Annotated in this window: 20 protein-coding genes and 1 tRNA gene; 12 read left to right on the top strand and 9 right to left on the bottom strand. The window is 58.9% G+C overall.

The window, feature by feature from the left end; all coding sequences use genetic code 11:
- Positions 1-16: 16 nt before the first annotated feature.
- Both ASTEX_RS13470 and ASTEX_RS13465 read right to left on the bottom strand, forming a co-directional pair.
- A complete protein-coding gene (locus tag ASTEX_RS13470) occupies positions 17-2,698 on the bottom strand; it encodes a beta-mannosidase (protein ID WP_013480186.1) in 2,682 nt (893 codons plus the stop codon).
- Between the two features lie 240 nt (positions 2,699-2,938).
- The gene (locus ASTEX_RS13465; RefSeq protein WP_013480185.1) at positions 2,939-5,605 is read right to left on the bottom strand and encodes a TonB-dependent receptor; all 2,667 of its coding nucleotides are present in this window, start codon (positions 5,603-5,605) and stop codon (positions 2,939-2,941) included.
- A gap of 400 nt (positions 5,606-6,005) precedes the next feature.
- On the opposite strand from ASTEX_RS13465, the gene ASTEX_RS13460 reads away from it, so the two are divergent.
- Genes ASTEX_RS13460 through ASTEX_RS13450 form a run of 3 tightly spaced genes read left to right on the top strand, consistent with a single transcriptional unit; the run spans position 6,006 to position 9,243 of the window.
- Positions 6,006-7,538, top strand: a complete 1,533-nt coding sequence (locus ASTEX_RS13460) for a tryptophan halogenase family protein (protein WP_013480184.1) — start codon at positions 6,006-6,008, stop codon at positions 7,536-7,538.
- Between the two features lie 6 nt (positions 7,539-7,544).
- Positions 7,545-8,327, top strand: coding sequence for a copper homeostasis protein CutC (locus ASTEX_RS13455; protein WP_013480183.1), 783 nt, complete (start codon positions 7,545-7,547; stop codon positions 8,325-8,327).
- A gap of 10 nt (positions 8,328-8,337) precedes the next feature.
- Positions 8,338-9,243 (top strand): glucosamine kinase nucleotide-binding domain-containing protein, encoded by a 906-nt coding sequence (locus ASTEX_RS13450; protein WP_013480182.1) that lies wholly within the window; start codon positions 8,338-8,340, stop codon positions 9,241-9,243.
- 166 nt (positions 9,244-9,409) lie between these two features.
- On the opposite strand, the gene ASTEX_RS20975 is transcribed toward ASTEX_RS13450, so the two are convergent.
- Positions 9,410-9,544, bottom strand: a complete 135-nt coding sequence (locus tag ASTEX_RS20975; RefSeq protein WP_280959873.1) for a hypothetical protein — start codon at positions 9,542-9,544, stop codon at positions 9,410-9,412.
- Between the two features lie 185 nt (positions 9,545-9,729).
- A complete protein-coding gene (gene clpX / locus ASTEX_RS13445; RefSeq protein WP_013480180.1) occupies positions 9,730-10,989 on the bottom strand; it encodes an ATP-dependent Clp protease ATP-binding subunit ClpX in 1,260 nt (419 codons plus the stop codon).
- 260 nt (positions 10,990-11,249) lie between these two features.
- On the opposite strand from clpX, the gene ASTEX_RS13440 reads away from it, so the two are divergent.
- Complete coding sequence (locus ASTEX_RS13440) at positions 11,250-11,852, top strand: HAD-IB family hydrolase (protein WP_013480179.1); 603 nt, start codon at positions 11,250-11,252, stop codon at positions 11,850-11,852.
- On the opposite strand, the gene ASTEX_RS13435 is transcribed toward ASTEX_RS13440, so the two are convergent.
- The 3 genes from ASTEX_RS13435 to tig form a co-directional block, all read right to left on the bottom strand.
- Positions 11,849-12,478 (bottom strand): ATP-dependent Clp protease proteolytic subunit, encoded by a 630-nt coding sequence (locus ASTEX_RS13435; protein WP_013480178.1) that lies wholly within the window; start codon positions 12,476-12,478, stop codon positions 11,849-11,851. The two genes, ASTEX_RS13440 and ASTEX_RS13435, sit on opposite strands and share 4 nt — an antisense overlap.
- 132 nt (positions 12,479-12,610) lie before the next feature.
- On the bottom strand, positions 12,611-13,120 hold the full coding sequence (locus ASTEX_RS13430) for a DUF2059 domain-containing protein (RefSeq protein ID WP_013480177.1): 510 nt from the start codon (positions 13,118-13,120) through the stop codon (positions 12,611-12,613).
- Positions 13,121-13,241: 121 nt separating this feature from the next.
- Positions 13,242-14,582, bottom strand: coding sequence for a trigger factor (gene tig / locus ASTEX_RS13425; RefSeq protein WP_013480176.1), 1,341 nt, complete (start codon positions 14,580-14,582; stop codon positions 13,242-13,244).
- Positions 14,583-14,708: 126 nt separating this feature from the next.
- Here tig and ASTEX_RS13420 point away from each other — a divergent pair, with 126 nt between their 5' ends.
- A complete protein-coding gene (locus tag ASTEX_RS13420; RefSeq protein WP_041659372.1) occupies positions 14,709-15,128 on the top strand; it encodes a hypothetical protein in 420 nt (139 codons plus the stop codon).
- Between the two features lies 1 nt (position 15,129).
- Here the strand turns inward: ASTEX_RS13420 and ASTEX_RS13415 are convergent, their stop codons facing one another.
- A complete protein-coding gene (locus ASTEX_RS13415) occupies positions 15,130-16,374 on the bottom strand; it encodes a dicarboxylate/amino acid:cation symporter (RefSeq protein ID WP_013480175.1) in 1,245 nt (414 codons plus the stop codon).
- A gap of 283 nt (positions 16,375-16,657) precedes the next feature.
- On the opposite strand from ASTEX_RS13415, the gene ASTEX_RS13410 reads away from it, so the two are divergent.
- Together ASTEX_RS13410 and ASTEX_RS13405 are read left to right on the top strand one after the other, a co-directional pair.
- Positions 16,658-17,350, top strand: a complete 693-nt coding sequence (locus tag ASTEX_RS13410) for a class I SAM-dependent methyltransferase (RefSeq protein WP_013480174.1) — start codon at positions 16,658-16,660, stop codon at positions 17,348-17,350.
- Positions 17,347-18,657 carry an MBL fold metallo-hydrolase gene (locus tag ASTEX_RS13405; protein WP_013480173.1) on the top strand — a complete coding sequence of 437 codons (1,311 nt, stop codon included), beginning with the start codon at positions 17,347-17,349 and terminating at the stop codon, positions 18,655-18,657. Before ASTEX_RS13410 ends, ASTEX_RS13405 begins: the two co-directional genes overlap by 4 nt.
- On the opposite strand, the gene ASTEX_RS13400 is transcribed toward ASTEX_RS13405, so the two are convergent.
- Positions 18,658-19,194, bottom strand: coding sequence for a DUF1697 domain-containing protein (locus tag ASTEX_RS13400; protein WP_013480172.1), 537 nt, complete (start codon positions 19,192-19,194; stop codon positions 18,658-18,660).
- Between the two features lie 133 nt (positions 19,195-19,327).
- Here ASTEX_RS13400 and ASTEX_RS13395 point away from each other — a divergent pair.
- From ASTEX_RS13395 to ASTEX_RS13375, 5 genes are all read left to right on the top strand, one after another.
- Positions 19,328-19,411, top strand: a tRNA-Leu gene (locus tag ASTEX_RS13395).
- 324 nt (positions 19,412-19,735) lie between these two features.
- Positions 19,736-22,132, top strand: coding sequence for a TonB-dependent receptor plug domain-containing protein (locus tag ASTEX_RS13390; RefSeq protein ID WP_013480171.1), 2,397 nt, complete (start codon positions 19,736-19,738; stop codon positions 22,130-22,132).
- A gap of 113 nt (positions 22,133-22,245) precedes the next feature.
- Positions 22,246-23,886: a S41 family peptidase gene (locus ASTEX_RS13385; RefSeq protein WP_013480170.1), complete on the top strand. Its 1,641-nt coding sequence runs from the start codon at positions 22,246-22,248 to the stop codon at positions 23,884-23,886.
- Positions 23,886-24,251: a hypothetical protein gene (locus tag ASTEX_RS13380; RefSeq protein ID WP_013480169.1), complete on the top strand. Its 366-nt coding sequence runs from the start codon at positions 23,886-23,888 to the stop codon at positions 24,249-24,251. The genes ASTEX_RS13385 and ASTEX_RS13380 overlap by 1 nt, the downstream gene beginning before the upstream one ends.
- Positions 24,252-24,356: 105 nt before the next feature.
- A complete protein-coding gene (locus ASTEX_RS13375; RefSeq protein ID WP_013480168.1) occupies positions 24,357-25,832 on the top strand; it encodes a replicative DNA helicase in 1,476 nt (491 codons plus the stop codon).
- Positions 25,833-25,983: the final 151 nt, after the last annotated feature.

The raw sequence follows: 25,983 nt of genomic DNA, 5'->3' as shown, positions 1-25,983 counted from the left end.
AATACAGATCGGGAAATCATTGCGCGGCGCCATAGAGGGAACGGATGGTCAGCGCCCGGCGCAGTTGCGCCTCGGAAGCTGAGGTTTTGAGATCGAGGGTAACGGTTTCACCCGGCATCAGGTCAAAGGCATTGTCGGACAGGCTCACCTCCAGCGCGTCCGTATCGACCCACACCTGCCGCGCCAGCGTGCGTGCCGACAGGGTGAGGCGATAGCCGTCGGCGGTGCGGGTCAGGCGCGACTTGATCTTCGGATCGCTGAGCGCCAATGCCTTGGAGGCGACGAAATAGCTCTGATGACGCGAGATGACCTGATCGTTTTCCAGAAGCTCGACGCTGACCAGGGTCGATTTGGGATCGGCGCCTTTCAGCAGGTCGGCATCGCTGAGGCGCGTGACAACCTGTGCGCTGAGCGGGGCGGCGTTGAGGTCCTGCGTCCATTGCGACAACAGCTTGCCGTCGAGCGTCATCACCTTCAGCCGCCAGTGCAGGCGCGCCTCGCTCTGGCGATCCGACACCACCGACAGTTCGGTCACGCCCTCGCGGCGCAGCAGCGATACGGAGACGGGGGCATAGAAGCGGCGCGCCGAATAGTGCAGCGCCTTCCAGCGGCCGTAATAATCGACGCTCGACCACGACGCCACCGGCCACACATCGTTAAGCTGCCAGTAGAGGCCGCCCATATTCTGCGGGCGCGAGGCGCGCAGGTGCCGCGCCGCCAGTTCGATGCCTTCGGCCTGCATCACCTGCGACAGATAGACGAAATCCTCAAAGCGCTTGGGCTGACCGTAATTGTTGTTGATGTACATCAGAAGGCGCTGATTGCCGCGACCCTTGTCAAACTTCTGGTGCGCGATCATCACAGCGGCATCAATGGCCATGTCCTTTGGGCCCGCAAAGGCCTTGATCGTCGCCATGACCGGGAAGGATTGCAGCCCGTATTCCGACATGAAGCGCGGCGTTACCGTCAGATAGGTCTCCACGGGCTGCTTGCCGCCCCAGACCGTCCAGTAGTGGCGGTCCCCGTCCCTGTCGCCATCCGATGGCCCGTCATAGTCAGCCGTGGGGGAACCTGGCCAGTAGGGCGTGCCCGGCGAATACCTATCGACCGCGCCGCGCAGCACCTGATCGAACAGGCGAACCAGACCAGTATGGATGCGTTCGGCCTCCTTGCGGCCTACCTTGTCCTTCAGGGCCTGACTGTCGCCCCAGTTATCCCAGTTGACCTGCACCTCATTATTGCCGCCCCAGATGACGATGGACGGATGGTGGCGCAGACGGCGCACCTGATCATAGGCCTCCTGACGCACATTTTCGCGATAGGCTTCGTCATAGGGCGGGATCGAGCCGCCGAACATGAAGTCCTGCCACAGCATCAGGCCATGGGCGTCGGCCCAGTCGTAGAAGCCGTCATCGAAATAGTGCCCACCACCCCACAGGCGCAGCATGTTCATATTGGCATCGATGGCGGTTTTCAGAATGCGATCACGGTAGGCATCCGACACCCGCGGCGGCATCATGTCGAGCGGGATCATATTGGCGCCTTTCATATAGATAGGCACGCCATTGATCAGTATGTCGAAGCTGCGACCCCATTCGTCCTTCTGGCGGCGGATTTCCGAGGTGCGCAGACCGATGCGGTGGGTACGTTCGCCCATCACCACATTCTCGCGCAGGACACGCGCGCGAACCGTGTAGCGATCCGGACGACCATAACCCACCGGCCACCAGCGTTTCGGATGATCGATACGTACCGGCAGGCTGAGGCTGTTATTCCCGGCATAAAGCGGGACACTTTGTGTCTGGGTCTGCGTCTTGCCGTCCGGATCGGTGACGGTGATCTCCAAAGTGGCGTTGCGCGCCGTATCGGAGACGATCTCAAACCGCGCCTCAAGGGCGGCGACCTGATCATCGAGGTGCTGCTGCTGCGCATAAAAGTCCGACAGGCGCACCCCGTCATAAATTTCCAGCCGCACCGGTCGCCACGGCCCCAGGGTCACGATGCGGGGGCCCCAGTCCCAGCCGTACTGATACCCGGCCTTGCGCACATAGGCCGAACTGTTCTGCCCCAGCGGCTCATCACCAAAGGCCGAGTCATAGGCCCCCGGCTGGTAATAGCTCAGCCCCTGCATGAAGGGCCGCATTTTGTTGATGGGAGAGGCAAAGCGAATATGCAGGCGATTGGTCCCGCCCACCACCATGCTCTTAACCGGCACGCGCCAGCTACGGAACATATTGTCGGCCGACATCAAGGCCTTACCGTTCAGCGTCACTTCGGCAAACGTATCCAGCCCGTCGAACACCAGATCAATATGACCGCGTTTAAGCGTCGCCTCATCCAGCGTAACCGACGTTTCGTATTCCCAGTCCGACAGGCCGACCCATTGCGCGGTCGCCTCGTTCAGGCCGACATAGGGGTCTTTGAGCTTGCCCGACGCGATCAGGTCGCTCTGTACCGTGCCCGGCACCGTGGCCGTCATCCAGTTCGCGACTTCGGGATGCGCTGAGCGATTGGGGTCGCCCTCAGCGAGTCGGAAGCGCCAGCCCTCCGTCAGGGTCCGCGTCTCAGGCCCCTTCTGGGTTTCCGCCTGTGCCGGCACGCTAATCAGAGAAAAGGCCACAATCAGGCAGAGACATAAAGCGATCAGCCCGTCTATTCCGGCGGCCACACGCCCCTTCGAAATTACTGTCCGATGCACGAATGCTTCTCCCTTGCTCTGCACAGCCCTCAGGCCACCCGCCGCAACAGGCGTGCAAAATTAATAGCAATTCAAAAAATCAGATCAACTAAAATAAGTTTTTGCAAACGATTTTTATTTTAAAATTCAATTTTGTGACAATAAAAAATGGCCCGCACCTCAATTGAGGGCGGGCCAGTTTGCACCACTAATACATTCAGGATAGTTTAAATACTAATACTAAAATGTGAATACTGAAAATTACATTTTCAGATTCACGCCAACGAAGAAGCGGCGGCCGTTCTTATAGAAAGCGGTCGGCGCGTCTGCGAACGAGCTGAACGAGTAGTACATCTCGTCGAGCAAATTCTGACCGTTGGCATAGACCGACACATTGTCATTGACCTTGTAGCTGGCCGACAGATCGACCTGCTTGTAGGAGTCGGTGAAGTCCTTCGAGTTACGACGACCGATGCCCGTGAAGTATTGCGAGCGGTAGTTGTAGCTCAGGCGTACCTGCCAGGGGCCTTCTTCGTAGTAGGGGATGACGCTGATGGTATCACGCGACAGGTACGGCATGTTGTAGGCCGTCGTGCCGGTGTCGGCATCGGCGAAGGTGTAGTTCGCGATGATACCGAAGCCGTAAGCGATATCCTTTTGCCCTTGCAGCGCGAAGCCGGTGACGGTGGCGTTCTGGGCATTGAAGGGCGAAGAGAAGGAGTAAGTCGCGTTGGCGTTGGTCAGCTTGTTGAAGAAGACCTTCTCCTGCGTGTCGCTGACGACGTAGGAGCTGATCTTGCGGTGGAAGAGTTCCGCCGCCAGAAGGCCCGTCTTATCGAAGTACCATTCGACCGACGCTTCAAAGTTGGTCGATTCATAGGGCTTCAGGTTGGCGTTGCCGCCCCCACCAGTCAGCTGACGGTCGTTCAGTTCTACCGTACCGGCCAGTTGGCTGTAGCGCGGACGGGCGATCACCTGCGCCGCACCGACCTTAATCAGGACATCATCAGCCGCTTCATAAACGACGTTGATGCTCGGCAGCAGCTTGCTTTCCTTCTGGGTCACGCTCTTGGGCGTGTAGGTCGTACCGCCGTCCGTGGTTTCCCAGTAGTTCGACTGATCTTCGGTCGAAACCAGACGCGCACCGACGTTACCGCGCCACTTGTCGTGACGGAAGTTGCCTTGCAGGTAAGCGGCCGCGATGTTTTCCTTCACCGTGAATTCCATGCCGTACTTCGGCCCGTTGTAACGGGTGATGCTGGCATTGATGACGCCGAAGATGCCGTCACGCGTCAGGCCCAGATACTGCATGGCGTTGCCGCTGCCGCCCATGTCGGCCCACAGGCCGTTCGGCGTCAACTCAGAGGCGAAGTCACTGAGGTACAGGGTCTTGTTGGCGTAGTAATCCCAGCCCTCGGCATCCAGCGAGTTCTCGTGCTTGGTCAGCTTGGCGCCGAACAGCACGGTCTCAAAGAAGCCGTCCAGATTGCGACGGAAGTCGATCTGGCCATAGGTTTCCTTGTCCGTAGTGCGGCTGCGCTCCATGCCGCCCATCTGGACGTAGTTGCCGGTCACGCCGTTGATCGTGCTGGTCGAAGACGACGGCGAACGGAAGAACGACTTGGGTGTCGTGGGCGAGGTATCGTAGTTGATGTAGGTGCTGTTGGCCGTGAAACCGAACTGGAAGCCCGAATTCAGGTCGAAGCTGATCATGCGCTCTGGCTCTTTACCGCCGGTCGCCTGCGTCCAGCCGACATTACCGGATACCTTCCAGTCACCGGCATTCCACTTACCAGCCAGATTAACACTGTCCGTCTTGACGACCGTGGTGCGCAGGATGGCGTCATACTGCGTCAGGGTGCCGGTGCCGGCGGCCTTTGCCGGGATATAGGCTCCGGTGATCAGGCCGTTAGCAACGGTGAAATCACGCGCGTTCGAGCTGTTCCATACCGGAACGGCGTACATCGACTGGTTATAGTTGGTGTAGTCGCCTTCGATGTGCAGAGCGGTCAGGTCAAACTGAGTGTCGTCATTGGGCTTCCACTGGATGGCCGTGCTGAGACCAGTGCGCTGACGGGTCTGGTCAAAATAGGCCCAGTTGAAGCAACAAGGCACGTTGGCAGCGGCAAGAGTGTTGTACGACGCCAGGGTCGGCGCGGCGCCATTGATCTTCGGCCCAGTGACCGTGTTACCAGACACCGTGAAGGCGCTGTTGAAGGCACCCGCACCCATATAGCCGAAATATTCGATACCGGCGCGGTGCAGTTGCTGCTTGTCATAGGTGGCCGCAACGAGGATACCAAAGGTCTTGGCTTCGTTATGCCAGCTATACAGAGCCGAACCGCGGACATCGCCCTTTTCTGAGCGGTCATTATAGCTATAGCCGAGCGAGCCGGTGATGGTGCCGGGCTTCAGGTCCAGCGGCTTGCGGGTTTCGAGGATAACCGTACCCCCCAGCGAGCCTTCGTCGATCCATGCTTCAGGGTTCTTGTAGACCTTAAGCTGACCAACGATTTCCGGTGCCATCAGCGAATAGTTGAAGGTACGGCTGGTCGGGTCGTTCGGGTTGCCGCCCCAGTCAGCCGAGGCAATCGAGTGGCCATCGACCAGAATACGGTTCAGCGCCGGGTCCGTGCCGTGGATCGAGACCTTTTCGCCTTCGCCGAAGTTACGGTCAACGCTTACACCCGGAAGATGCGACAGCGATTCCGCGATATTGGTGTCCGGGAACTTGCTGACGTCTTCGGCAGAGATGACATCGACGATGGCGTCGGTCTTCTTCTTGATCGCGGCGGCCTTTTGCAGACTGCCCTTGATACCGACGACGACAACTTCCTGTACGTCACCGCTTTCCTGCGCGTAGGTGGCGCCCGAAAGCATCACCCCGACAAGCGCTGTGCTCATCAAAACAGAGCGTTTCAAACTCATCACTTCGTCCCCTTTAATGGTCCTAAATCCATGGTGGCTCGCACGCCGTTCGCGTCGCTTGTGTGACACGAAAATGGCGTTCGTATAACGAGCGTATGACAACTTTGAACTCTGTCAACGAGAATTCATATATTTGATTTAATTATTGTACGTTTTAGGGACCAAATTTGCCATATAAATAGACCCTTTGGTCCTAAATATCGGACTTTAAAGTTTTTTATTCCATTATTTCAATATTATAAATTATTCTCAATGCCGTAACCATATAGGACCAATAATAGACCTTGATGCAAATTGGCAACATGACCACTAAAATACCAAATTGGCATTGCGCCGTTCCGCAAACTTTGTGACCCTGCCTTTTCATCTTTGAAATACCCCCTCTTCGATCAGGCTCCCCATGCAGGATTTACCACGGAAGCAACCGGGTTTTCGTAAAATTGTCATTGTTGGCGGCGGAACAGCCGGCTGGATGACAGCGGCCCTTCTGGCGAGACTCACCGAAGGCAAGCTAGGGCAAATCCACCTGATCGAGTCGGAAGACATCGGCACCATCGGCGTGGGCGAAGCGACGATCCCGCCGATTCAGGACTTCAACAGGCTTCTGGGGATCGACGAAACGACGTTTCTGCGCGAGACCAAGGCCACCTTCAAGCTGGGGATCGAGTTTCGCAACTGGCACCAGAGGGATGACAGTTATATCCATCCTTTCGGTGTCATCGGAGCGCAGATCGGGCGGGCGGCCTTCCACCACTATTATACAAGGGCAGCTCTGTCCGGCGACACGACGCCCTTCGAAGCCTATTCCCTGGCCAGTGTCGCCGCACGACAAGGGCGTTTCGCCCCTGCGCCGCGCCATGACACCGGTGTACATTCCACACTGGGCTATGCTTATCACTTTGATGCGGGCCTGTTTGCGCAGTTCCTGCGTCGTTATGCCGAAGCGCGCGGCGTCGTGCGTCACGAAGGCCGCATTGCGCAGGTGAATCAGCGCGCCGAAGACGGCTTTATTACCGGTGTGCAGACCGAAATGGGGGACATCCTCGATGGAGACCTTTTCCTTGACTGTTCCGGTATGCACGCGCTTCTGCTGCAAAAGACGCTGGATACGGGCTTTGAGGAGTGGAGCCACTGGCTGCCCGCCAACCGGGCCTGGGCGGTGCCCTGCGCCAATGTCTCAGCCCCCCTGCCCTATACGCGGGCCACGGCCCACAGCGCGGGCTGGCAATGGCGTATCCCATTGCAACACCGCACCGGTAATGGCCATGTTTTCAGCGCCGACTTTATGAGCGAGGACGAGGCGCGACGCATACTTCTCGACAATCTCGATGCCCCGACCCTGGCTGAACCCCGCCTGATTCGTTTCCGCACGGGCCGCGCCAGACAGTTCTGGCACAAGAATGTGGTCGCTATCGGCCTGTCCGGCGGCTTTCTGGAGCCGCTGGAGTCCACCTCCATCCACCTGATCCATTCGGGTCTGATCAAGTTCATGGACCTCTTCCCGGACCCGGACTTCAATCCACTTCTGGCCCAGCAATATAATCAGGCGGTCGGCATGGATTATGACACCATCCGCGATTTCCTGATTGCCCATTACAAGCTGACCAAGCGCGACGATTCCGAATTCTGGCGATACTGCCGCGAGATGAGCATTCCCGCTTCGCTCCAGTACAAGTTGGATCAGTTCAGCGAAAGCGGGCGTGTCATCATGTCCCGCGGAGACTTGTTTCAGATCCCAAGCTGGCTGGCCGTCCTGTTCGGTCAGGGCCTGAGGCCGAAGCGGTATGACCCCTTAGCCGACCTTATCGAACCGCAGGACCTGTCCGCCATACTGCGTCAGATGCAGGGCACCATTACCGATTACGCGAACACCATGCCGCCGCAGGCCCGCTACATTGAAAAGCTGGGTCTTACGATCGTGGCCGGAGAATAAACTTAGATGCCGCTTTCCAAATACCCCACCCTGCTGGCCGAGCCCGCGCTGCGACCCATCCCCACGCCACCCTGCCAACTGGAAGTCTGCGTGGACAGTCCACGCTCGCTATATGCTGCCGTCGAAGGCGGGGCGGCGCGCATTGAACTGTGCAGCGCGCTTAGTCTGGGCGGCCTGACGCCGGGCCCCGGACTGGTCCGCACGGCGCAGGCGCTGGGCCATTCCACCCGCGCCATGATCCGCCCCACCGAAGGCGGCTTTGTCTATGGGCCGGACGATCTCGATGTCATGCGTCGCGATATCGACGCCATGGCCGACCACGGTCTGGAAGGCGTGGTGATGGGCGCGCTCACCGAAGACGGCTATCTGGATGAGGTCTTTCTGGCCCGGCTGTGTGCCCACGCCAAGGGGCTGAAAATGACGCTGCACCGCGCCATCGACCTGACGCCTGATCCGCTTGACGCGCTGGAAACAGCCATCGGGCTGGGCTTCGATACGGTCCTCACCTCCGGCACACAGATGCGCGCTATCGAAGGGCTTGAGACTGTGCGTGCGATGGTTGAGACCTCAGCCGGACGCATCGAGATCATGGCCGGCGGCGGTGTCAACGCCGCGCAGATCGGGCAGATCATCAGTGCCACCGGCGTGCCCTGGGTGCATGGGTCCTGCTCGCGCCTGCAAGAGGTCGGTCCCGCGGAACTGGAACTAGGCCTGTCGAGCGACTCCTACCGCCTCACCGAGGCTTCGCTGGTCCGGGCGATCTGCGACGCCCTGATGACGCAAATCTGAGGCAAGGTTCATGTCAGGATACTTCATCGGAATTGACGGCGGCGGCACGCGCTGCCGCGCGCGGCTGACGACCTCAGATGGCCGCATGCTTGGGCAGGGCCTGTCAGGACCGGCCAATATTCAACTGGGCCTCGACTATAGCTGGGGCAATATCCGCGAAGCCATCGACCGCGCGCTGGATCAGGCGGGGCTTGAGGCGCGTATCTTCCCTGAGTGCCGGCTGGGGCTGGGGCTGGCCGGCGTGGTCACCGAAGCGGATCGGCAGCGGGTCGCCGCCAAAGCCGCAATATTTCATAGCGTCAAGGTCGCCACCGATGCCCATACGGCCTGCCTTGGGGCCTTTGGTGGCCGTGACGGAGCCATCTTTATCGGCGGCACGGGGTCGGTCGGCTATGCCTGGTTGTCGGGTCAGAGCCATCAGGTCGGCGGTTGGGGCTTCGCGCTGGGCGACGAAGGATCGGGGGCCACTCTGGGGCGTCAGGCCCTGCGTCACGCTCTGATGGCCCGCGATGGTCTGATCCAAGGCTCAGCCCTGACCGAGCGCGTTAATCGCTTTTTCTCCAGTGCCGGTATCGACCTGCATGCCTGGTTGGCTGACTCGCGACCGACCAATTTCGGCACCTTTGCGCCAGATGTCGTAGAACTGGCCAAGGCCGGAGACCCTCTGGCGACCGGGATCATCAAGACCGCTGTGCGCTGGCTGGAAACCTATGTGCAGCGTCTGAAGGCACTAGGGGCCCCGCAGGTGTGTCTGCTGGGTGGCGTGGCACCGCATTACATCCCCTACCTGTCGGACTCTGTGATGCCCTTTATTGCCACCGCGCAGGGCGATGCGCTGGACGGCGCGCTTCTGATGTGCGCCGGCGCCAGCAAGGGACAACTCAACCCCTGTAACGACAGCGCCGTTTCGGCATGAGGCTTTACAACAAGCCAGAGCCAGACGGCGGCTTGACTGAGGCGCACAGACTCAAAATTAGCCGAGACTTCCACGGGTATGCCGTTGATCATGGTCAGAAGGTGAATGTCGTTACCAAGGCCGCAGGCGCGCTGTGATCAAAAATGGTACAAAAGATGGCCTTCAGTTACACCTGCCGCAAGCCTTTGCTGAGGCGCTTGAAGTCGATATTCGCCATAGAGGTTTCTACGGCTTTCAGGATGTTTGCGGTGACGCCGTTGCCCGTTGGGGCCTTTGCCTTCAGAGGTTGCAGACGCAACATTGTGGGCAATATATTGCCGTTGAAATTTTAAATGAACTCACTTCCATTTAACCGTTCAGTTCACGCGCAAAATGCCCACTGGTTCTTTTTGAGCAAAAAAAAACGCGACCTCGTTTCCGACGCCGCGTTTAATATCTTAGATTAACAACCGTTGTGAGACGTTCCTAAGCCCTCTTTCAGAAGACTCAGGCGGCGCCGCCACCACGCTTTTCAGCATAGATCAGCAGCGGCTGAGCGCGTTCTTCGACGACCTCAGCATTGATCACCACCTCTTCGACGCCTTGCATGTTGGGCAGTTCGTACATGGTGTCGAGCAGGATGCCTTCGAGGATCGAACGCAGGCCGCGCGCGCCGGTCTTACGGACGATGGCCTTCTTGGCGACGGCAAACAGGGCCTCGTCCGTGAAGGTCAGGGTGACGTTTTCCATCTCGAACAGGCGGGCATACTGCTTGACCAGCGCGTTCTTCGGCTCGGTCAGAATCTTGACCAGCGTCGCCTCGTCGAGGTCTTCCAGCGTCGCCAGAACCGGCAGACGACCGATAAATTCCGGGATCAGACCGAACTTCATCAGGTCATCCGGTTCGACCTGGTGCAGCACTTCGCCCAGACGGCGTTCTTCCGGGTCCTTAACCGTGGCGCCAAAGCCGATGGAGGTGCCCTTGCCACGGCCGGAAATAATCTTTTCCAGACCGGCGAAGGCGCCGCCGCAGATAAACAGGATGTTGGTCGTATCAACTTGCAGGAATTCCTGCTGCGGATGCTTGCGCCCGCCCTGCGGCGGCACGGAGGCGACAGTGCCTTCCATGATCTTGAGCAGGGCCTGCTGCACGCCTTCGCCCGACACGTCGCGGGTGATGGAGGGGTTATCAGACTTGCGCGAAATCTTATCGACTTCGTCGATATATACGATGCCGCGCTGAGCGCGTTCGACATTGTAATCGGCGGCCTGAAGCAGTTTCAGGATGATGTTTTCGACGTCTTCACCCACATAACCGGCTTCGGTCAGGGTGGTGGCGTCGGCCATGGTGAACGGCACGTCGATAATGCGAGCCAGAGTCTGCGCCAGCAGCGTCTTACCCGAACCGGTCGGCCCGATCAGCATGATGTTCGACTTGGCCAGTTCCACGTCATTGCCCTTGGCAGCGTGGTTCAGGCGCTTGTAGTGATTGTGCACGGCGACCGACAGGACCTTCTTGGCCTGCGCCTGACCGATGACATAATCGTCGAGGACTTCGCGAATTTCCTTCGGCGTAGGCACGCCGTCCTTGGACTTCACGAAGGCGATCTTGTGCTCTTCACGAATGATGTCCATGCACAGTTCGACGCATTCATCACAGATGAAAACGGTCGGACCGGCAATGAGTTTGCGCACCTCGTGCTGGCTCTTTCCGCAGAAGGAGCAGTAGAGGGTGCTCTTGCTGTCGCCACTGGCGGCTTTCGTCATAAGCGCTTCTCACCTTCGTTTGCGCCGGCCTTTTTCCCTGTGCGGAGAAAACGCCGAGGCACTATTCAACCGATACTATGCACCTTTGACCCTTAAGAAAAGGTCATTCCGGTACGATTTTGGGCCAGACCCACACCGCTTGGGCCATCTATGCACAGATTAGACCAGCCCTCAACCACCCCCGCACCGCAAGCTATGGTTAAGGGGCTTTTTTGCGAACCCTGTTGCCTATATGGGGAGAGGGAACCGGATTGTCAGCCATGCCCCTCCCCATCCACGCCTTCGATTTTGATGGCACCCTGACCTATAAAGACAGCTTTACCGCCTTTCTAGCGTGGCAATGCGGCCATGCCCAACTGGCGCTCGCCTTTGCACGCCATCCCTACATGCTGACGGACTATCTGCGCACCCGCGACCGGGGGGCGTTGAAATCGCATCTGCTGTACCATCTGATGGGGCCGATGCGCCGGGACGAACTGCAAGCGCGCTTTAGCGCCTTTGCCGAAGCGACGGGGGATCGCCTGTTCCGCCCGGATGCGCTGCATACCTGGGCCAAGGTGGGTCAACACGCCGAAAGAGTTATTGTGACCGCCTCCCCGGAAATGCTGGTGGGGGAATTTGGCAAAAAGCTGGGGGCTGAGCGCACGATCGGCACGCGACTGGGGTTTGACGCTGATGACCGGCTGACGCCGCATCTGGACGGCCCCAACTGCCGCAGCGAAGAAAAGATGCGCCGTCTGCGTGAGGTTTATGGCGAGGCGCTGGGCCTCGAAGCGGCCTATGGAGACACATCGGGCGACCTTGAAATGCTCAAGGCCGCCCGGAGTGGTCACTACAGACTGTTTGTCAAAAAGCCTGTTTAGGCGTTGCTGACCGGATCGGTCCGCTTTTCATAAACGTGGTCGATCAGGCCGAACTCCTTGGCTTCGGCAGCCGTCATATAGCGGTCGCGGTCGAGCGTGCGCTCGATCACGTCATAGGGCTGACCCGTGTGCTTGACGTAGATTTCGTTGAGGAGTTTCTTGGTCTTGCGGATGTCTTCGGCCTGAATTTCGATATCCGAAGCCATACCGCGCGCGCCGCCTGACGGCTGGTGCACCATGATCTTGGAATTGGGCAGCGAGATACGCTGACCGGCTTCACCGGCTTGTAGGATCAGCGAGCCCGCCGAAGCGGCCATGCCCATACACACGGTGGTGACCGGCGACTTGATGTACTGCATGGTGTCATAGATCGCCAGCGCCGAGGTCACCTGACCACCGGGGCTGTTGATATACATCGAGATTTCCTTCTTCGGGTTTTCCGATTCAAGGAACAGCAGCTGGGCGCAGATCGAGGTGGCCATGCCGTCTTCGAACGGGCCGGTGAGGAAGATGATGCGTTCCTTCAGCATCCGCGAATAGATGTCATAGGCGCGCTCACCGCGGCTCGATTGCTCGATGACCGTGGGGATCAGGTAGCTGGTCAGGTTTTCGACTGGATCGCGCATGGAAGTCCCTAAAGCGTTATGGGTTATGAGACCGCATCTAAGGCTGATTTGATTAACCGAAGGTGTGCGCAGTCCCCGTCGCGTTTAAATTGGCAATTTGCCCGCGCGTTTTCAAGTGGAGAAACGCCTAGATCAGGCCTTGGGCTTTTTAGCCGTCTTACAATCGATAACCGCACATACGCGCTTTTTCATATCTTCCTGAAACTCTGGCAGCAAGTCCATGGCAATTTTCGTGGCTTTAGGCATTACCAGAGGCATCTTCTCTAGGATTTTCTTGCCACGCGGGTCTTCATAGAAAGACACCATATATTCCAGCTCTTCCAATGTGTAGACCTCCGCGTATATTTCCGCGGAACGATCCATCATTTTCACCATATAGGCAGAAGTCGCGTCCATTGAGGCCTGCATAAGCTTCTGGGCTTTTTCCTCATCCAATTCAGGATTGTCACGCTTCATTTGCTCGACCATAGCAGGCCCCATAGAGCCAGTGACCTGAGACATCATCTTCTCAAAATCTATCGCCTTGAAATAACGCTTCACCAGCGCGATCTTCTCCGGTGTTGCGGCTTCTTGAGCCATGGCCGAAGGGGCCAGCCCGGCAGCGGCGAAAAACAGTGTGACAGCAATCAGAAAACGGCGCATGGCCTCCCCCCAGAAAAAATGACAGCTCTGCATAACAGATGCGAGCGGCGCGCCCACAAAAAAAGCGCAGGAGAGGCTTCTCCTGCGCTTTTCTTATTCCGGCAATACCGTCGAAACGGGATCAGTCCTCTTCGTCGGCCAGCAGGTCTTCCTTGCTGATCGGCTCCTCGCTCACCTTGGCGATGGCGAAGATGTGATCGACGACCTTTTCTTCATAGATCGGGGCGCGGATCTGAGCAGCGGCGGCGGGGTTCTGACGATAGAACTCGAACACCTGACGCTCCTGACCGGGGAAGTTGCGGGCTTCGCGGGCGATGGCCTGCGCCACTTCCTGCTCAGAGACCTGCACATTGTTCTTCGTACCGATTTCGGCGAGGACCAGACCGAGGCGCACGCGGCGCTCAGCGATCTTCATATATTCGCCCTTCAGTTCGTCTTCCGACTTGGCGGCGTCTTCTTCGGACAGTTGGCCAGCGGCCTTGTCCTGCTCGACCTGCTGCCAGATGCCGGCAAATTCGGCGTCCAGCATCTTCTTCGGCAGTTCGAACGAGTGCTTTTCGTCGAGGATGTCCAGCAGGGCGCGCTTCATCTTGAAGCGGGCGGCCTGAGCGTATTGCTGTTGCAGTTGGCCCTTGAGCAGGTCCTTCAGCGCGTCGAGACCTTCGAGGCCGAGGCCCTTCGCCCACTCATCGTCGGCCACGGCGTCCTTGGGGGCCGAGATTTCGTGCACAGTGGTTTCAAAGGTGGCTGCCTTGCCGGCCAGATTGGCCGCGCCGTAATCGGCCGGGAAGGTCACGTTCAGCACGCGCTCCTCGCCCTTCTTGGCGCCGATCAGTTGCTCTTCGAAGCCCGGAATGAACTGGCCCGAACCGATGACCAGCTCAGCGCCTTCCATCGAGCCGCCTTCGAAGACTTCGCCGTCGATCTTGCCCACGAAGTCGATCTTCAGCTTGTCGCCGTCCGCCGCCTTGGGGGCCTTGCCGCCCTTGGACTCATACGACTTCGTTTGCTTGAGGATGTTTTCGAGTTGCTCGTTCACTTCCTCTTCGGTCGGCTCATAGACCGGACGCTTCAGTTCGAGGGTCGAAGGATCGACCGGCTCGAATTCCGGCATCTGCTCAACCGAGATTTCATAGGCCAGATCGGCCTCACCCTTGATCACGGCGTCGATGTCACCGATCGGGTTCAGTTCCGGCTGGCTGGCCGGTCGCACCTTGTGCTGCTCCAGCGTGGCCTGCGAGGTTTCGTTGAGCTGCTCCTGAAGGACTTCGCTCATCAGTTCCTTGCCATACAGCTTGCGAACGTGCGCCGCGGGCACCTTGCCCGGACGGAAGCCCTTGATTTGCATCTTGGGCGCGATGTCCTTGATCTTGGCGTCCAGCTTGGCGGCCAGGATGTCCTTGGCCACGGTCACTTCATAGACGCGCGACAGACCTTCATTCAGTTTTTCAACGACTTGCATCGATCTATTTTACCTGTTGCGAAGGGCAGCTACCGAACATCGCGTTCGTTCCGCGGTTCGCCGTTAGAGACAAACAACCGCCCGCGCAGACCGCGGGCGGCAAATTCAAAGATGCGCTCTTATGGCATGAGCGGGGATAAGGTCAACGATAAAAGCATTAGAAAGGCGGTCTTTCCCGGCAATCAGACCCGTCAGGCAAAAAGAGCCACCGCGGACGTCAGGAGCTTTAGAAGATACGGAGACAGCACGGACAACAAGCCTAATGTCGCAATTTGTGCAAGCGCGTACACCGATGCCGTTTTCCACGATACGGAAAATACATTCACCGCCAACACGATGATCATGACCGCTGAGGTGAAAAGAAAATGTCTCCAGATCGTCTCAACATCAGACGACCTGTCAAAAAGCCACCAGACAAACGTTATGGGTAGGGCCGCGAGGAACGGAGACATCCACACCAATGACCACGTTCCTACACTCTGCCACCCGTACTCCCTATCTAGAACTGATTGGGAAATAAACCGCCGCATAGCTTATGCCCTGTAGCTTAGGTTTTGGGGGTCTCCGGCTCCGGGTCGCCCAGTTGGCCTTCCCATTTGGCTACCACCGCCGAGGCGACGGTATTGCCCACCACATTGGTTGCTGAGCGGCCCATGTCGAGCAGGTGATCGACCCCCAGCACGATAGCGATCCACGCATCCGGCAGGCCGAAATAGCTGAGCGTCGCCATGATGACGACCAGCGAGGCGCGCGGCACCCCGGCAATGCCCTTTGAGGTGACCAGCAGCAGGAACAGCATCATCACCAGTTGCCCGGTGGTGAAATCGACACCGTGCGCCTGCGCGATAAACAGGGTGGCGAAGGTACAATAAATCATCGAGCCGTCGAGGTTGAACGAATAGCCCAGCGGCAGAACGAAGGAGACAATTTTGCGCGATACGCCGACCTTGGGCAGACCTTCGAGCAGCTTGGGATAGGCGGCTTCGGACGAGGCCGTCGAAAAGGCCAGAAGCGCCGGCTCACGCGACGCCGCCAGAATCTTGAAGATGCGCCCGCCGACGAAGATGAGACCGGCCAGAAGCAGCACAATCCACAACACGCCCAGCGCCGAATAGAAGCCGCCGATAAACTTGGCATAGGTGACCAGGATAGGCAGGCCCTGCTTGGCCACCGTCGCGGCCAGCGAACCGAAGATCGCAAACGGGGCGAACTTCATCACCAGTTCGGTCACCTTGAGCATGATCGACGCGCCCTGCTCAGCCAGACGCATGATGTCGGGCGACTTATCGTCCAGCATGGCGATGGCGGTGCCAACAAACACCGAGAAGACGACGATCTGAAGGATTTCGTTCTTTGCCATGGCGTCGATAATCGACGACGGAATCATGTGGGTGATGAAGGATTCCAGCGTGAAGTTTGAGGTGTTGGGGGCGTTGATGGCGTCCGCTGCGGTCTGCAGGTTCATGCCCGCGCCCGGCTGCAACCATTCGACCATCACAATGCCCAGCAGCAGCGACACGATGGAAGCGGCGATAAACCAGCCCAGCGCCTTCCCGCCGATACGGCCGACGGCGGCCGCATCCTCCATATGGCCGATCCCCGCCACCAGGGTGAACAGGACCAGGGGCGCGATGATCATCTTGATCAGCAGCAGAAAGACCTTGGTTAGCAGGCTATAGATCGAAATGGCCTGTTCGAGTTGCGCCGCATCGAGATATTGGTTGCTGGCCCATCCGGTGGCCACACCCAGCACCATGGCCGCGATAATAAAGAGGGCAAACTTGTTTTTCACGGAGGGCTCCGGTTAAATCAGAACATGGCTTCGTTCAGAATGGATCGAAACCGCGCTCTCAATTTTTTGGTTTAACGCGCTTTTTTATCCGAAAAGTACGTCATACCTTTTTTAAAGCACTTAATTGCACCTGACACTACCCATGTGCGGCGTATTAGCAAGGGGTCCGCTCAACGAATCCTATAACCGCCCAAGAAGCCGGTCCTAAAATCAGGCGCATGAGAACATCGTCAGGATAGCCGCAGGCTTGCTCTCCGATCAGAATCGGCGGCGGATTCGGGCGATGTCAGATGCCGCCCACGCCCTGAAAAGCCGCTATTTCGACCGGCGCAACGCCCTGCTGCGTCAGACGGCCGGGCCTGATCGCACCGCGCAGGGCGAACGGGAATGGCGCACGCTGGAAACCCTCAGCCGCCTCAGCGGCTATGCTGAGGTGATGCAGCCTTTCACCGGGCGTGTCGTCGATGCCGGATGCGGCGACCGCTATCTGGAAAGCGGTGCCGCCGCGCGGGGCTTCGCTTATCAGGGTTACGATATCGACACGCTGAATTTCGAAAGTGACGCGTTTCCGCTGGAGGCGCAAAGCCTTGACCTGTTTTTGTCTCTTGCGGTGATCGAACATTTGCGCGACCCCGGCCTGTTCCTTTCGGAGGCCTTGCGCCTTCTGCGCCCCGGTGGCGCGGTGGTCATTTCCACACCCAATTTCCAGCAGGATTTTCGGAATTTCTATAACGACCCGACCCACGTCAAACCCTATACCCCGCTCAGTCTCGCCTCTGTTCTGAAGCTGGCCGGTTTTGTAGACGTTCAGGTCTATCCGGGATTAAGGTGCAAGCCGGACTGGTACTACCGCGGGAAAAGCCGCTTTTGGAAGGCGCGTTATCTGTTGCCGTTTCGCGGCGATAATCGTCTGGCGCCAGACTGGCTCAGAGGCCGCGCGACCTCCATGTTCGCCATAGGACGAAAGCCGCTGTGAAGATCACCCACCTGAACAATTCGTTCATGATGATCGAAGCGGGCGGCACGCGCCTGCTGTGCGACCCGTGGGCGGGGGTCGCCAATGAAGGCGGCTGGCACAGTTTCCCGGAATATGACCCCGATGCCCTCTATGCTTTCATGCGCACGGCAGACGCCGTCTACATTTCGCACATCCACGCCGATCACTTCGACCCGGCCCTGCTCCGGGCCTCAGGTGTGCTCGATAAGCCCTTTATTATAAAAGATTTCATAAGCAAGACGCTGAAAAATCGCCTTCTCAGGCTGGGGGCCGCACGGGTGATCGAACTGGCCGGTCAGACGCGGTTTGACTTCAACGGTCTGTCGCTGAGCATCGTGCCTCAGATGACCAGCAATAGCGGGGGCCTTGAGGATCAGATTGACTACGATCTCGATACGTCGATTATCGTTCACGGCGACGGCCTGACCCTATTCAATCAGGTTGATAACCCGCTCTCGCTCGATAACTACCGCACGGTGCGCGACTACATAGACCACACCTACGGCACGCTGGACGTCGCGTGCCTGATGACCGGGGCCGCCAGCGGCTATCCACAGCATTTTGTCAATCTTGATCGTCCTTCCGAACAGGCTGCCGTGATCGCCCGTTCCCTCGACAAGTTTTCAGCCATTATCGACGTACTTCAACCGCGCGTTTATATACCAGCTGGCGGCACCTACATCCTGCCGGGACGCTTTGCGCCCCTCAACCGCTGGGTGGCTCAGCCGGACTTTCAGGCCCTGCGCGAGCGGCTTAAGGAGCGCGCACAAGCCTTTGACATCGAGGGCGGTTTTTGTCTGAACCTCAGCGATCTGACGCTCAGTCAGCCCCTTAGCCCCCTGCCCCGAAGCAAGGCCGAAGCCGTTACGGCTCATGCCTCCGATACCTATCCGCACGACGATTTCGACGACCGTGACGTGGATGCGGATGCGCTCGACGCCCTGTTTGCGGAGGCCTATGCCCGCTACAGCGCCCGCATGTCGCAAGGCGGCGTGGTCATCGGTCAGACCGTCACCTTCATCCTGCACGAACGCCTGAGCGTGGATGCCGATGGGTTACCATCGGATGACATTATCGGACGTTTCACCCTGCGCGACCACCGGGCCGAAGGCCATGCCCTGAACATTCATTTGGATCGCAAGCTGTTTATCAAGGGCCTGTCGGGGCGGTCGAACTGGAACCAGCTCCTCAGTCTGGCCCTGTTCGAACGCACACCCAACCTCCACATGCCGACGGTGGATTTCAGCCTGAACTATCTGGTCTGCGCCCCGCCGCCTACCGGATAATCAGCCGAGCGCCAGTTCGATCAACGAATCGACGGTCCTCAGATTGCGGGCCGTCATCTCGGCCTTGAGGAAGCGCGGCAGCTTCTCGGCCACCACCGACTTGCCAAAGCCTTGCGGCGTATAGAGATAAAAGACACCCTTACCCATGTGGAACTGCTCGCCCTGCGTGGCCAGCGCTGCGAGCCCATCTGGGTCATAGGCCTTTATCCCGCCCTTGAGAAACATCAGATGCACTTGTTTGTGGGCACCCTCCCCCTCTGGAACGAAGGTGCAAGCCTGACGCGCGGCGCGGACCTGATCTAGGCTAAGCACGTGGCAGACGGGCGTAAACCCAAAGCGCGCCCCTATGTCAGCGGTGATAAGGTCGGGGAGACTTTCGGCGGCCTTATCGCTTTCAAACACGGCATTACCGCTCTGGATATAGGTGCGTACCTTCGCAAAGCCCTGCGTCTCAAGACTTTCGCGCCAGTTTTTCATTGGCAACCTGTTGGTGCCGCCGACATTCACCCCGCGCAGCAACGCCACATAGATCGTCAAGCCCGGCTCCTTTTGCCTTAAGCCCATGATAAGACGCGGATGGGCGATTAGCCACAGGTTTTTCCGCACACAGATAGCAATTGCATCGCGCCCCCTAGCCAAAGCGAGCAGATATGTCTAAAGGAGACCCAGCGCGGCTATGGCGGAATTGGTAGACGCACCAGGTTTAGGTTCTGGCGCCAAAAGCGTGGGGGTTCGAGTCCCTCTAGCCGCACCACCCTCTCTTTAGACGCAATGTCTGACATTTAAACGCGTACCCATGGAGCGCGTCAGGCCTTAGCGGCGTCGCATATTTGCCACTATATTCCTACTTATTTTATTTTAAATTTGAACACAAACCCTCATTCCGTTTATTAATCTTCACACAAACTCAAATTAAATTACTGATTTATATAACTTAATTTATAACCATAACCGTCATAAATTAGGAAAACTAATCGTCGCCCTTAGAACATATGCCGCTGTTGATCCCTTTAAACGGGTCTATGCCGCACCAAGATATGGCGCAGTTCAAGCCATGATCTGTTCAGGAGTATTCCCAATGTCCATCCGTGCCTCGCATCGCACACTCGCCGCCGCACTGACAGCGACGACGGCCCTTACCTTCGTCTCCGTGCCCGCATTCGCTCAGGACGCCTCGGCGGAAAGCGATGTCACCGAAGTGGTCGTAACCGGCAGCCGCACACAGCCCCGTTCGCGCCTTGACACACTCGCCCCCGTCGATGTGATCCGTAAGGATGCGCTGGATGCGCAAGGCTCGACCGAACTGGCGCAGGCCCTGTCGCGCGTCGCCCCATCCCTCACCTTCCCGCGCCCGGCCGCGGTAGACGGCACCGACAGTGTGCGCCCGGCCTCTCTGCGTGGCCTCAGCCCGGACCAGACGCTGGTCCTGTTGAACGGCAAGCGCCGCCACACCTCGGCGCAGGTCAACACCAATGGCTCTGCCGGTCGCGGCTCGGCCCCGGCTGACCTGAACGCCATCCCGACCTCGGCGCTCAGCACGGTCGAAATTCTGCGCGATGGTGCCTCGGCGCAATACGGCTCGGACGCCATTGCTGGCGTCGTCAATCTGCGTCTGCGCGAAGCCCGTTCGGGCGGCAGCGTGTCGGCCAGTTACGGCCAGTACAATACCGAGGTCGAGGCCGCCCGCTCATCGCGCAAGGAAAACGACGGCCGTACCTATAATGTCGCCGGCTGGGTCGGCCTGCCGCTCGGCGAAGACGGCTTCCTGACCGTATCGGGCGAATACCGTAACCGCGAGGCGACCAACCGCGCCGATACCGATCCGCGCGTCACGCCCAACCGCGTCACCGGTCGCTACGGCGATCCGGAACAGGAAAGCCTCGCCCTGTTCGCCAATGCCGCCAAGCCGCTGCAAAACGGCTGGAAGCTTTATGGCTTCGGCGGGGTTCAGAGCCTCGAGTCCGAAAGCGCGGCCTTCTTCCGTCAAACGGGCAACAGCGGCAATGTCGCGGCCATCTATCCCAACGGCTTCCTACCGCTGATCAATGTCAAGTCGAACAACTATTCCGCGACCTTTGGCACGCGCGGTCAGTGGGGCGACTGGACGTCCGACTATTCGGTCAACTGGGGCCGCAATGAGCTGGAATACAACACGCTCAATTCGGTTAACGCCTCTTACGGCACCGCCTCCAAGACCAGCTTCTATGACGGCAAGGTCATCTATGACCAACTGGTGCTCAATGCAGACATCAGCCGTCAGTTCCCGATTGGCTTCTATAGCCCCCTGACCTTCGCGTTGGGCGTTGAAGGCCGTCACGAAAACTATGAAATCAAGGCTGGGGAACAGCAGTCCTGGGCATTGGGCCCCATCACGTCGGCCACCGCCGGGGCGCAAGGCTTTATTGGGTTCCAGCCGTCGAATGCGGTCGATGTCAACCGCGACAATTTCGGCCTCTATGCCGAACTGAGCGCCACGGTTGTGCCGCAGCTGAGCTTCGACTTTGCCGCCCGCGCCGAAAAATATTCTGACTTTGGCGACAACCTGTCGGGCAAGCTGTCGCTGCGTTATGAACTTACCGATAATCTGGCCCTGCGCGGCTCGGTGTCCACGGGCTTCCGTGCGCCGTCCCTGCAACAGCAGTATTTCACCTCGACGGCGTCGGTCGTGTCGGGCGGCGTAGTGGTTGAAACCGGCACCTTCCCGGCCTCGTCTGCGGTGGCCAAAGCGCTCGGCGCCCCGGCGCTGGAGGCAGAAGAGTCCACCAACTATGCGGCCGGCTTCGTCTATCGCAAGGGCCCGTTCGAGCTGACGCTTGATGCCTACCGCATCAATATTGATAACCGCATCGTCCTGACGGAAAACCTGTCGGGAACGTCGGAAATCACCGCCTTACTGAAGCCCTATGGCGTGACGGCAGCCCGCTTCTTCACCAATGGCGTGGACAGCGAAACGACCGGTATTGATGTGGTGGTCAATTATCGCCTGCCAACCGATCATTATGGGCGCTTCAACTTCAACCTCGCCTGGAACACCGGCAATACCGAAATTACTCGCCTGCCGGGCGCCAATACGGTGTCGAGCCTGCAAAACCCGCCGGTGCTGTTCGCCCGCATCCGTCAGTACATCCTCACCAACTCGACGCCTGAGAACAAGGGCAGCGCCACGGTGGACTGGAAGGGCGGCAAGTGGAGCGTCAATGGCCGCGCCACCTATTATGGCGATGTGATCGACGCGGCGGCGACCTTCCCCAGCGATATCCACACTGGCGAAAAGACCCTGCTCGACCTGTCGGCCAGCTACAAGCTGACCGACAAGACCTCGGTCACCTTCGGCGCGGACAATGTCCTCGACGTCTATCCGGACAAGACCCTCGCTTCGCTGCAAGGATCGCAGGGCGCGCTGGCCTTTACGCGCTTCTCGCCTTTCGGCTTCAACGGGCGCTACCTCTATGCGCGCGTAACGCACAACTGGTAAGCGAAAACCGTCGCCTCTCCAAACCCCGCAGAGCGATCTGCGGGGTTTTTTTCGTGCCTTCCTGCCTAAAAAGAGGGACTTGCGGTCTGATAAGTTCGTGGCATCATCGCGCCATGACCAAACGCCTGATGACCTTCACCCGTATGTTTGTACTGACAGTTGCCGCGGCAGCCCTCACGTCCTGTGGCGGCGGAGGTGGCGGAGGCAGTTCGACGGCGACGGGATCAACCGGCGGCGGAGGCACCGGCGGGGGTGTCACGGGCTGGGTCAGCGGCGTGTTTCAGGCCGCCAGTACCTTCAAAGACAAGTGCGAAACCGTGCGCACTGGTGTCGATATCGAAGGCAACCGCTTCCCGGACAAGGCCGGTACATCGCTGGATGAAAAGAACTGGCTGCGCTCCTGGACACGCGAAACCTATCTTTGGAATACCGAAGTCATTGACACCGATCCCGCGACGGGCGGCACGCGAACGCAGTATTTTGCGGGCCTCAAGACCTTTAACAAAACGACGTCGGGTAAGGATAAGGACAACTTCCATTTCAGCGAGCCGACAACAGAGTACCTGGCGCGCCGCAATGCCGCCGCGACCGCCAGCTACGGCATGGAACTGACGGCCTACTCGACCACGACGCCACGCGATTTCCGTGTTGTCTATACTGAACCGGGCTCGCCCGCCGCGAGTGTGGTGCCGCGCGGCGCGCGCATCCTGACGGTCAACGGCATCGACCTCGTCAATGACAATACGCAGGCCGGCGTCAATGCGCTGAATGCGGGGCTTTTTCCAAGCGCAACGGGCACCTCCACGACCTTCGGGCTGCGCCTGGTCGATGGTTCGACAAAGACCGTCACTCTGACATCGGCCAATGTTAGCCCCAAGCCGGTCAATAAAACGAGCGTGCTGACGGATGGCACGTCGAAGATCGGCTATATCCTGTTCAACACCTTCAGCCCCTATTCCAGCGAAACCGAAATCGTTTCGGCCATGCGCGACATGCAGACCGCCGGGGTCAATGACCTGATCCTCGATCTGCGCTATAATGGCGGTGGTCTGCTGGCCGTGGCGTCGCAGCTCAGCTACATGATAGCCGGCAATGCGCGCACAGCTAACCGCACCTTTGAAACCCTGAAATTCAACGCGGCCGCCGGCAACACCAATCCCGTAACGGGTCAGGCCAATAACCCCATCCCCTTCTATAATCAGGGTCTGGGGTTCACCGTCATGGCGGGGACATCTTTGCCGACGCTTAACCTGTCGCGGGTCTATGTGCTGGCCACCGAAGACACGTGCAGCGCCTCAGAAGCGGTGATCAACGGCCTGCGCGGCGTCGGCGTCGAAGTCGTCCTGATCGGCGGCAAGACCTGCGGCAAACCCTATGGCTTCTACCCACAGGACAATTGCGGAGAGACCTACTACACTATTCAGTTTCAAGGCGTGAACGATCTGGGCTTCGGAGACTATGCCGACGGTTTCGTGCCGAACAACACCTCTTCCACAACGGGAGTCAAACTGCCCGGCTGCGTCGCTAGCGATGATCTGAGCAAGGACCTGGGACTTGCGACCGAAGGGCTGGTCAGCACGGCGCTCAGTTATCGTCGTACCAGTTCGTGTCCGGCCTCGGCCACCGCTTTCGCAGCCGCTAGTTCGGCGGTGCAATCAGCGGGCCCTGTCGGCGGCGGCTCAGGCCCGGCCATCGTACCGCCCAAATGGATTATGGACGTAAACCGCGACATGACCCTGCCGGGGGGGCGCTGATGCGCCGCCTTGTACCTGCCGGTCTGCTGTGCGCGCTGGGGCTGGTGGGCTGTCAGACGATGGCCGCCGGAAAAGCCGTACCGGCCAGTGTCGATTTAAGCGATCCGCAAACCGTCAGCCGCCTCAAGTCTGCCCTGGCCCCGGTCATTGGCCGGGCCCACATCGAGTTCGGCCCCTCTGCCGCCAGTCAACCGACCATGCTAAGCGTCCTGCCGCCGCCTCTGGGGCCGCTGGAAACCCATTCCACCGCCCTGCCCGCGATCTTTGACGTGGTGATAAAGGACGGTAAGTGTCTGGCCGTGCGGCACGACACAGGCGCCGAAACCGAGCTAAAAGATGTCACCTGCCGCCCGGTGCAACATTAATTTATCCCCGTTATTCACAGGCTGTGAATCGGAGTTAAGTGGACAGTCGGCGTTGCGCCGCATAGGGCCAGCGACAGCCCGTCCCCGACCTGCTTAAACAGCCCTATGAACACGAACCTGCTCGACGCCTCCCTGCCCGTTTCGGCCGACACGCCACAGGCCTTGCCCCACAATCTCGAAGCCGAACAGGCGCTGCTCGGAACGCTGATGTTCGACAATGGGGCCTATGAGCGCCTGTATGATGGCCTGAGCGCCCGGCATTTTTACGAGCCATTCCACCAGAAGCTATTTGCCACCATCGAAGAGCAGATCCGCATCGGGCATCTTGCTGAGCCCATCGTGCTGCTCGACAAGTTCAAGACCGATCAGGCCTTCAATGATCTGGGGGGTATTCGCTACCTGGCCGATCTGGTCGATCGTGCCCCGCCTTCGGCAAATGCCTCGGACTATGCGCGCGTCATCTATGATCTGGCGCTGCGCCGCGACCTAATCCGTCTCGGCGGCGAAATCGCCCGCTCGGCTACGCAGGAAGGCAATGGCCGCGAGCAGATCGAGCGCGCTGAAGCTCAACTTTATGAGATGGCCGAAAAGGGCACTTCTTCGACCGGCTTCAAGACCTTCTCCGAAGCCGTGACGGGGGCCATTTCCAATGCCGAAGAAGCCTTCCACCGCGACGGCGGCTTGTCCGGGCTGGCCACCCGCCTGGACGACCTCGACCGGCAAATCGGTGGCCTGCACAAGTCGGACCTGCTGATCCTAGCCGGGCGCCCCTCGATGGGGAAGACGGCCCTGGCCACCAATATCGCCATGAACGTGGCCAAGAAATTCCGCTTCGAGATTCAACCCGACGGCACGCGCAAGACAGTCGATGGCGGCGTGGTCGCGTTCTACTCGCTCGAAATGTCGGCAGATCAGCTCGCGACCCGTCTTCTGGCCGATGCCTCCGGCGTTTCCTCCGACCGTCTCCGCAAGGGGGAAATTGACGCTGTGGAATTCGGACGGCTCAAGGACGCGGCCATGGAGATCGCCTCCTATCCGCTGTATATTGACGATACCGGCGGTCTCAGCCTTGCCAAGTTGACCGCCCGCGCCCGTCGCCTGAAACGCACGGCCGGCCTCGACCTTATCGTGGTTGACTACCTGCAACTGGTCACCACGGGCGACAGCAATATGAACCGCGTGCAGGAAATTTCGACCATCACTATGGGTTTGAAGTCGCTGGCCAAGGAGCTTCAGGTGCCGGTCATCGCCCTGTCGCAGCTCTCGCGTCAAGTCGAAAGCCGCGACGACAAGCGCCCGCAACTGTCGGACCTGCGCGAATCCGGCTCGATCGAACAGGACGCCGACATCGTCATGTTCGTCTATCGCGAAAGCTATTATCTGGGCCGCGCCGAACCCAAGGAAGGTACGCCTGAGCACCTGCAATGGCAGGAAGATATGGACAAGCTGCGCGGCACGGCCGAAGTCATCATCGGCAAGCAGCGTCACGGTCCCATCGGAACGGTACGCCTGTCGTTCGACGAAAACGTAACGCGGTTTGGCAATCTGGCGCGGCAGGACCGGTACAGCACCTACGAGTAGAGTGGGGTAACTAGCCAGCCAATCTGCCGATTTTCTTGCTCTATCGCTTCGCTATCTGAGAGCGGGGCAAAGCTGGCGCGTCAGGGCCGGTGAAGTAGCAAGGCGTAGCGGAGTGTTGATTTTGTCCATAGATGGTCACACAGGTATTTAG

Source organism: Asticcacaulis excentricus CB 48 (genome assembly GCF_000175215.2).
GTDB lineage: Bacteria > Pseudomonadota > Alphaproteobacteria > Caulobacterales > Caulobacteraceae > Asticcacaulis > Asticcacaulis excentricus.
Note: the sequence above shows the minus strand (reverse complement) of the source record. Positions and strands in the feature narration are given on the sequence as shown.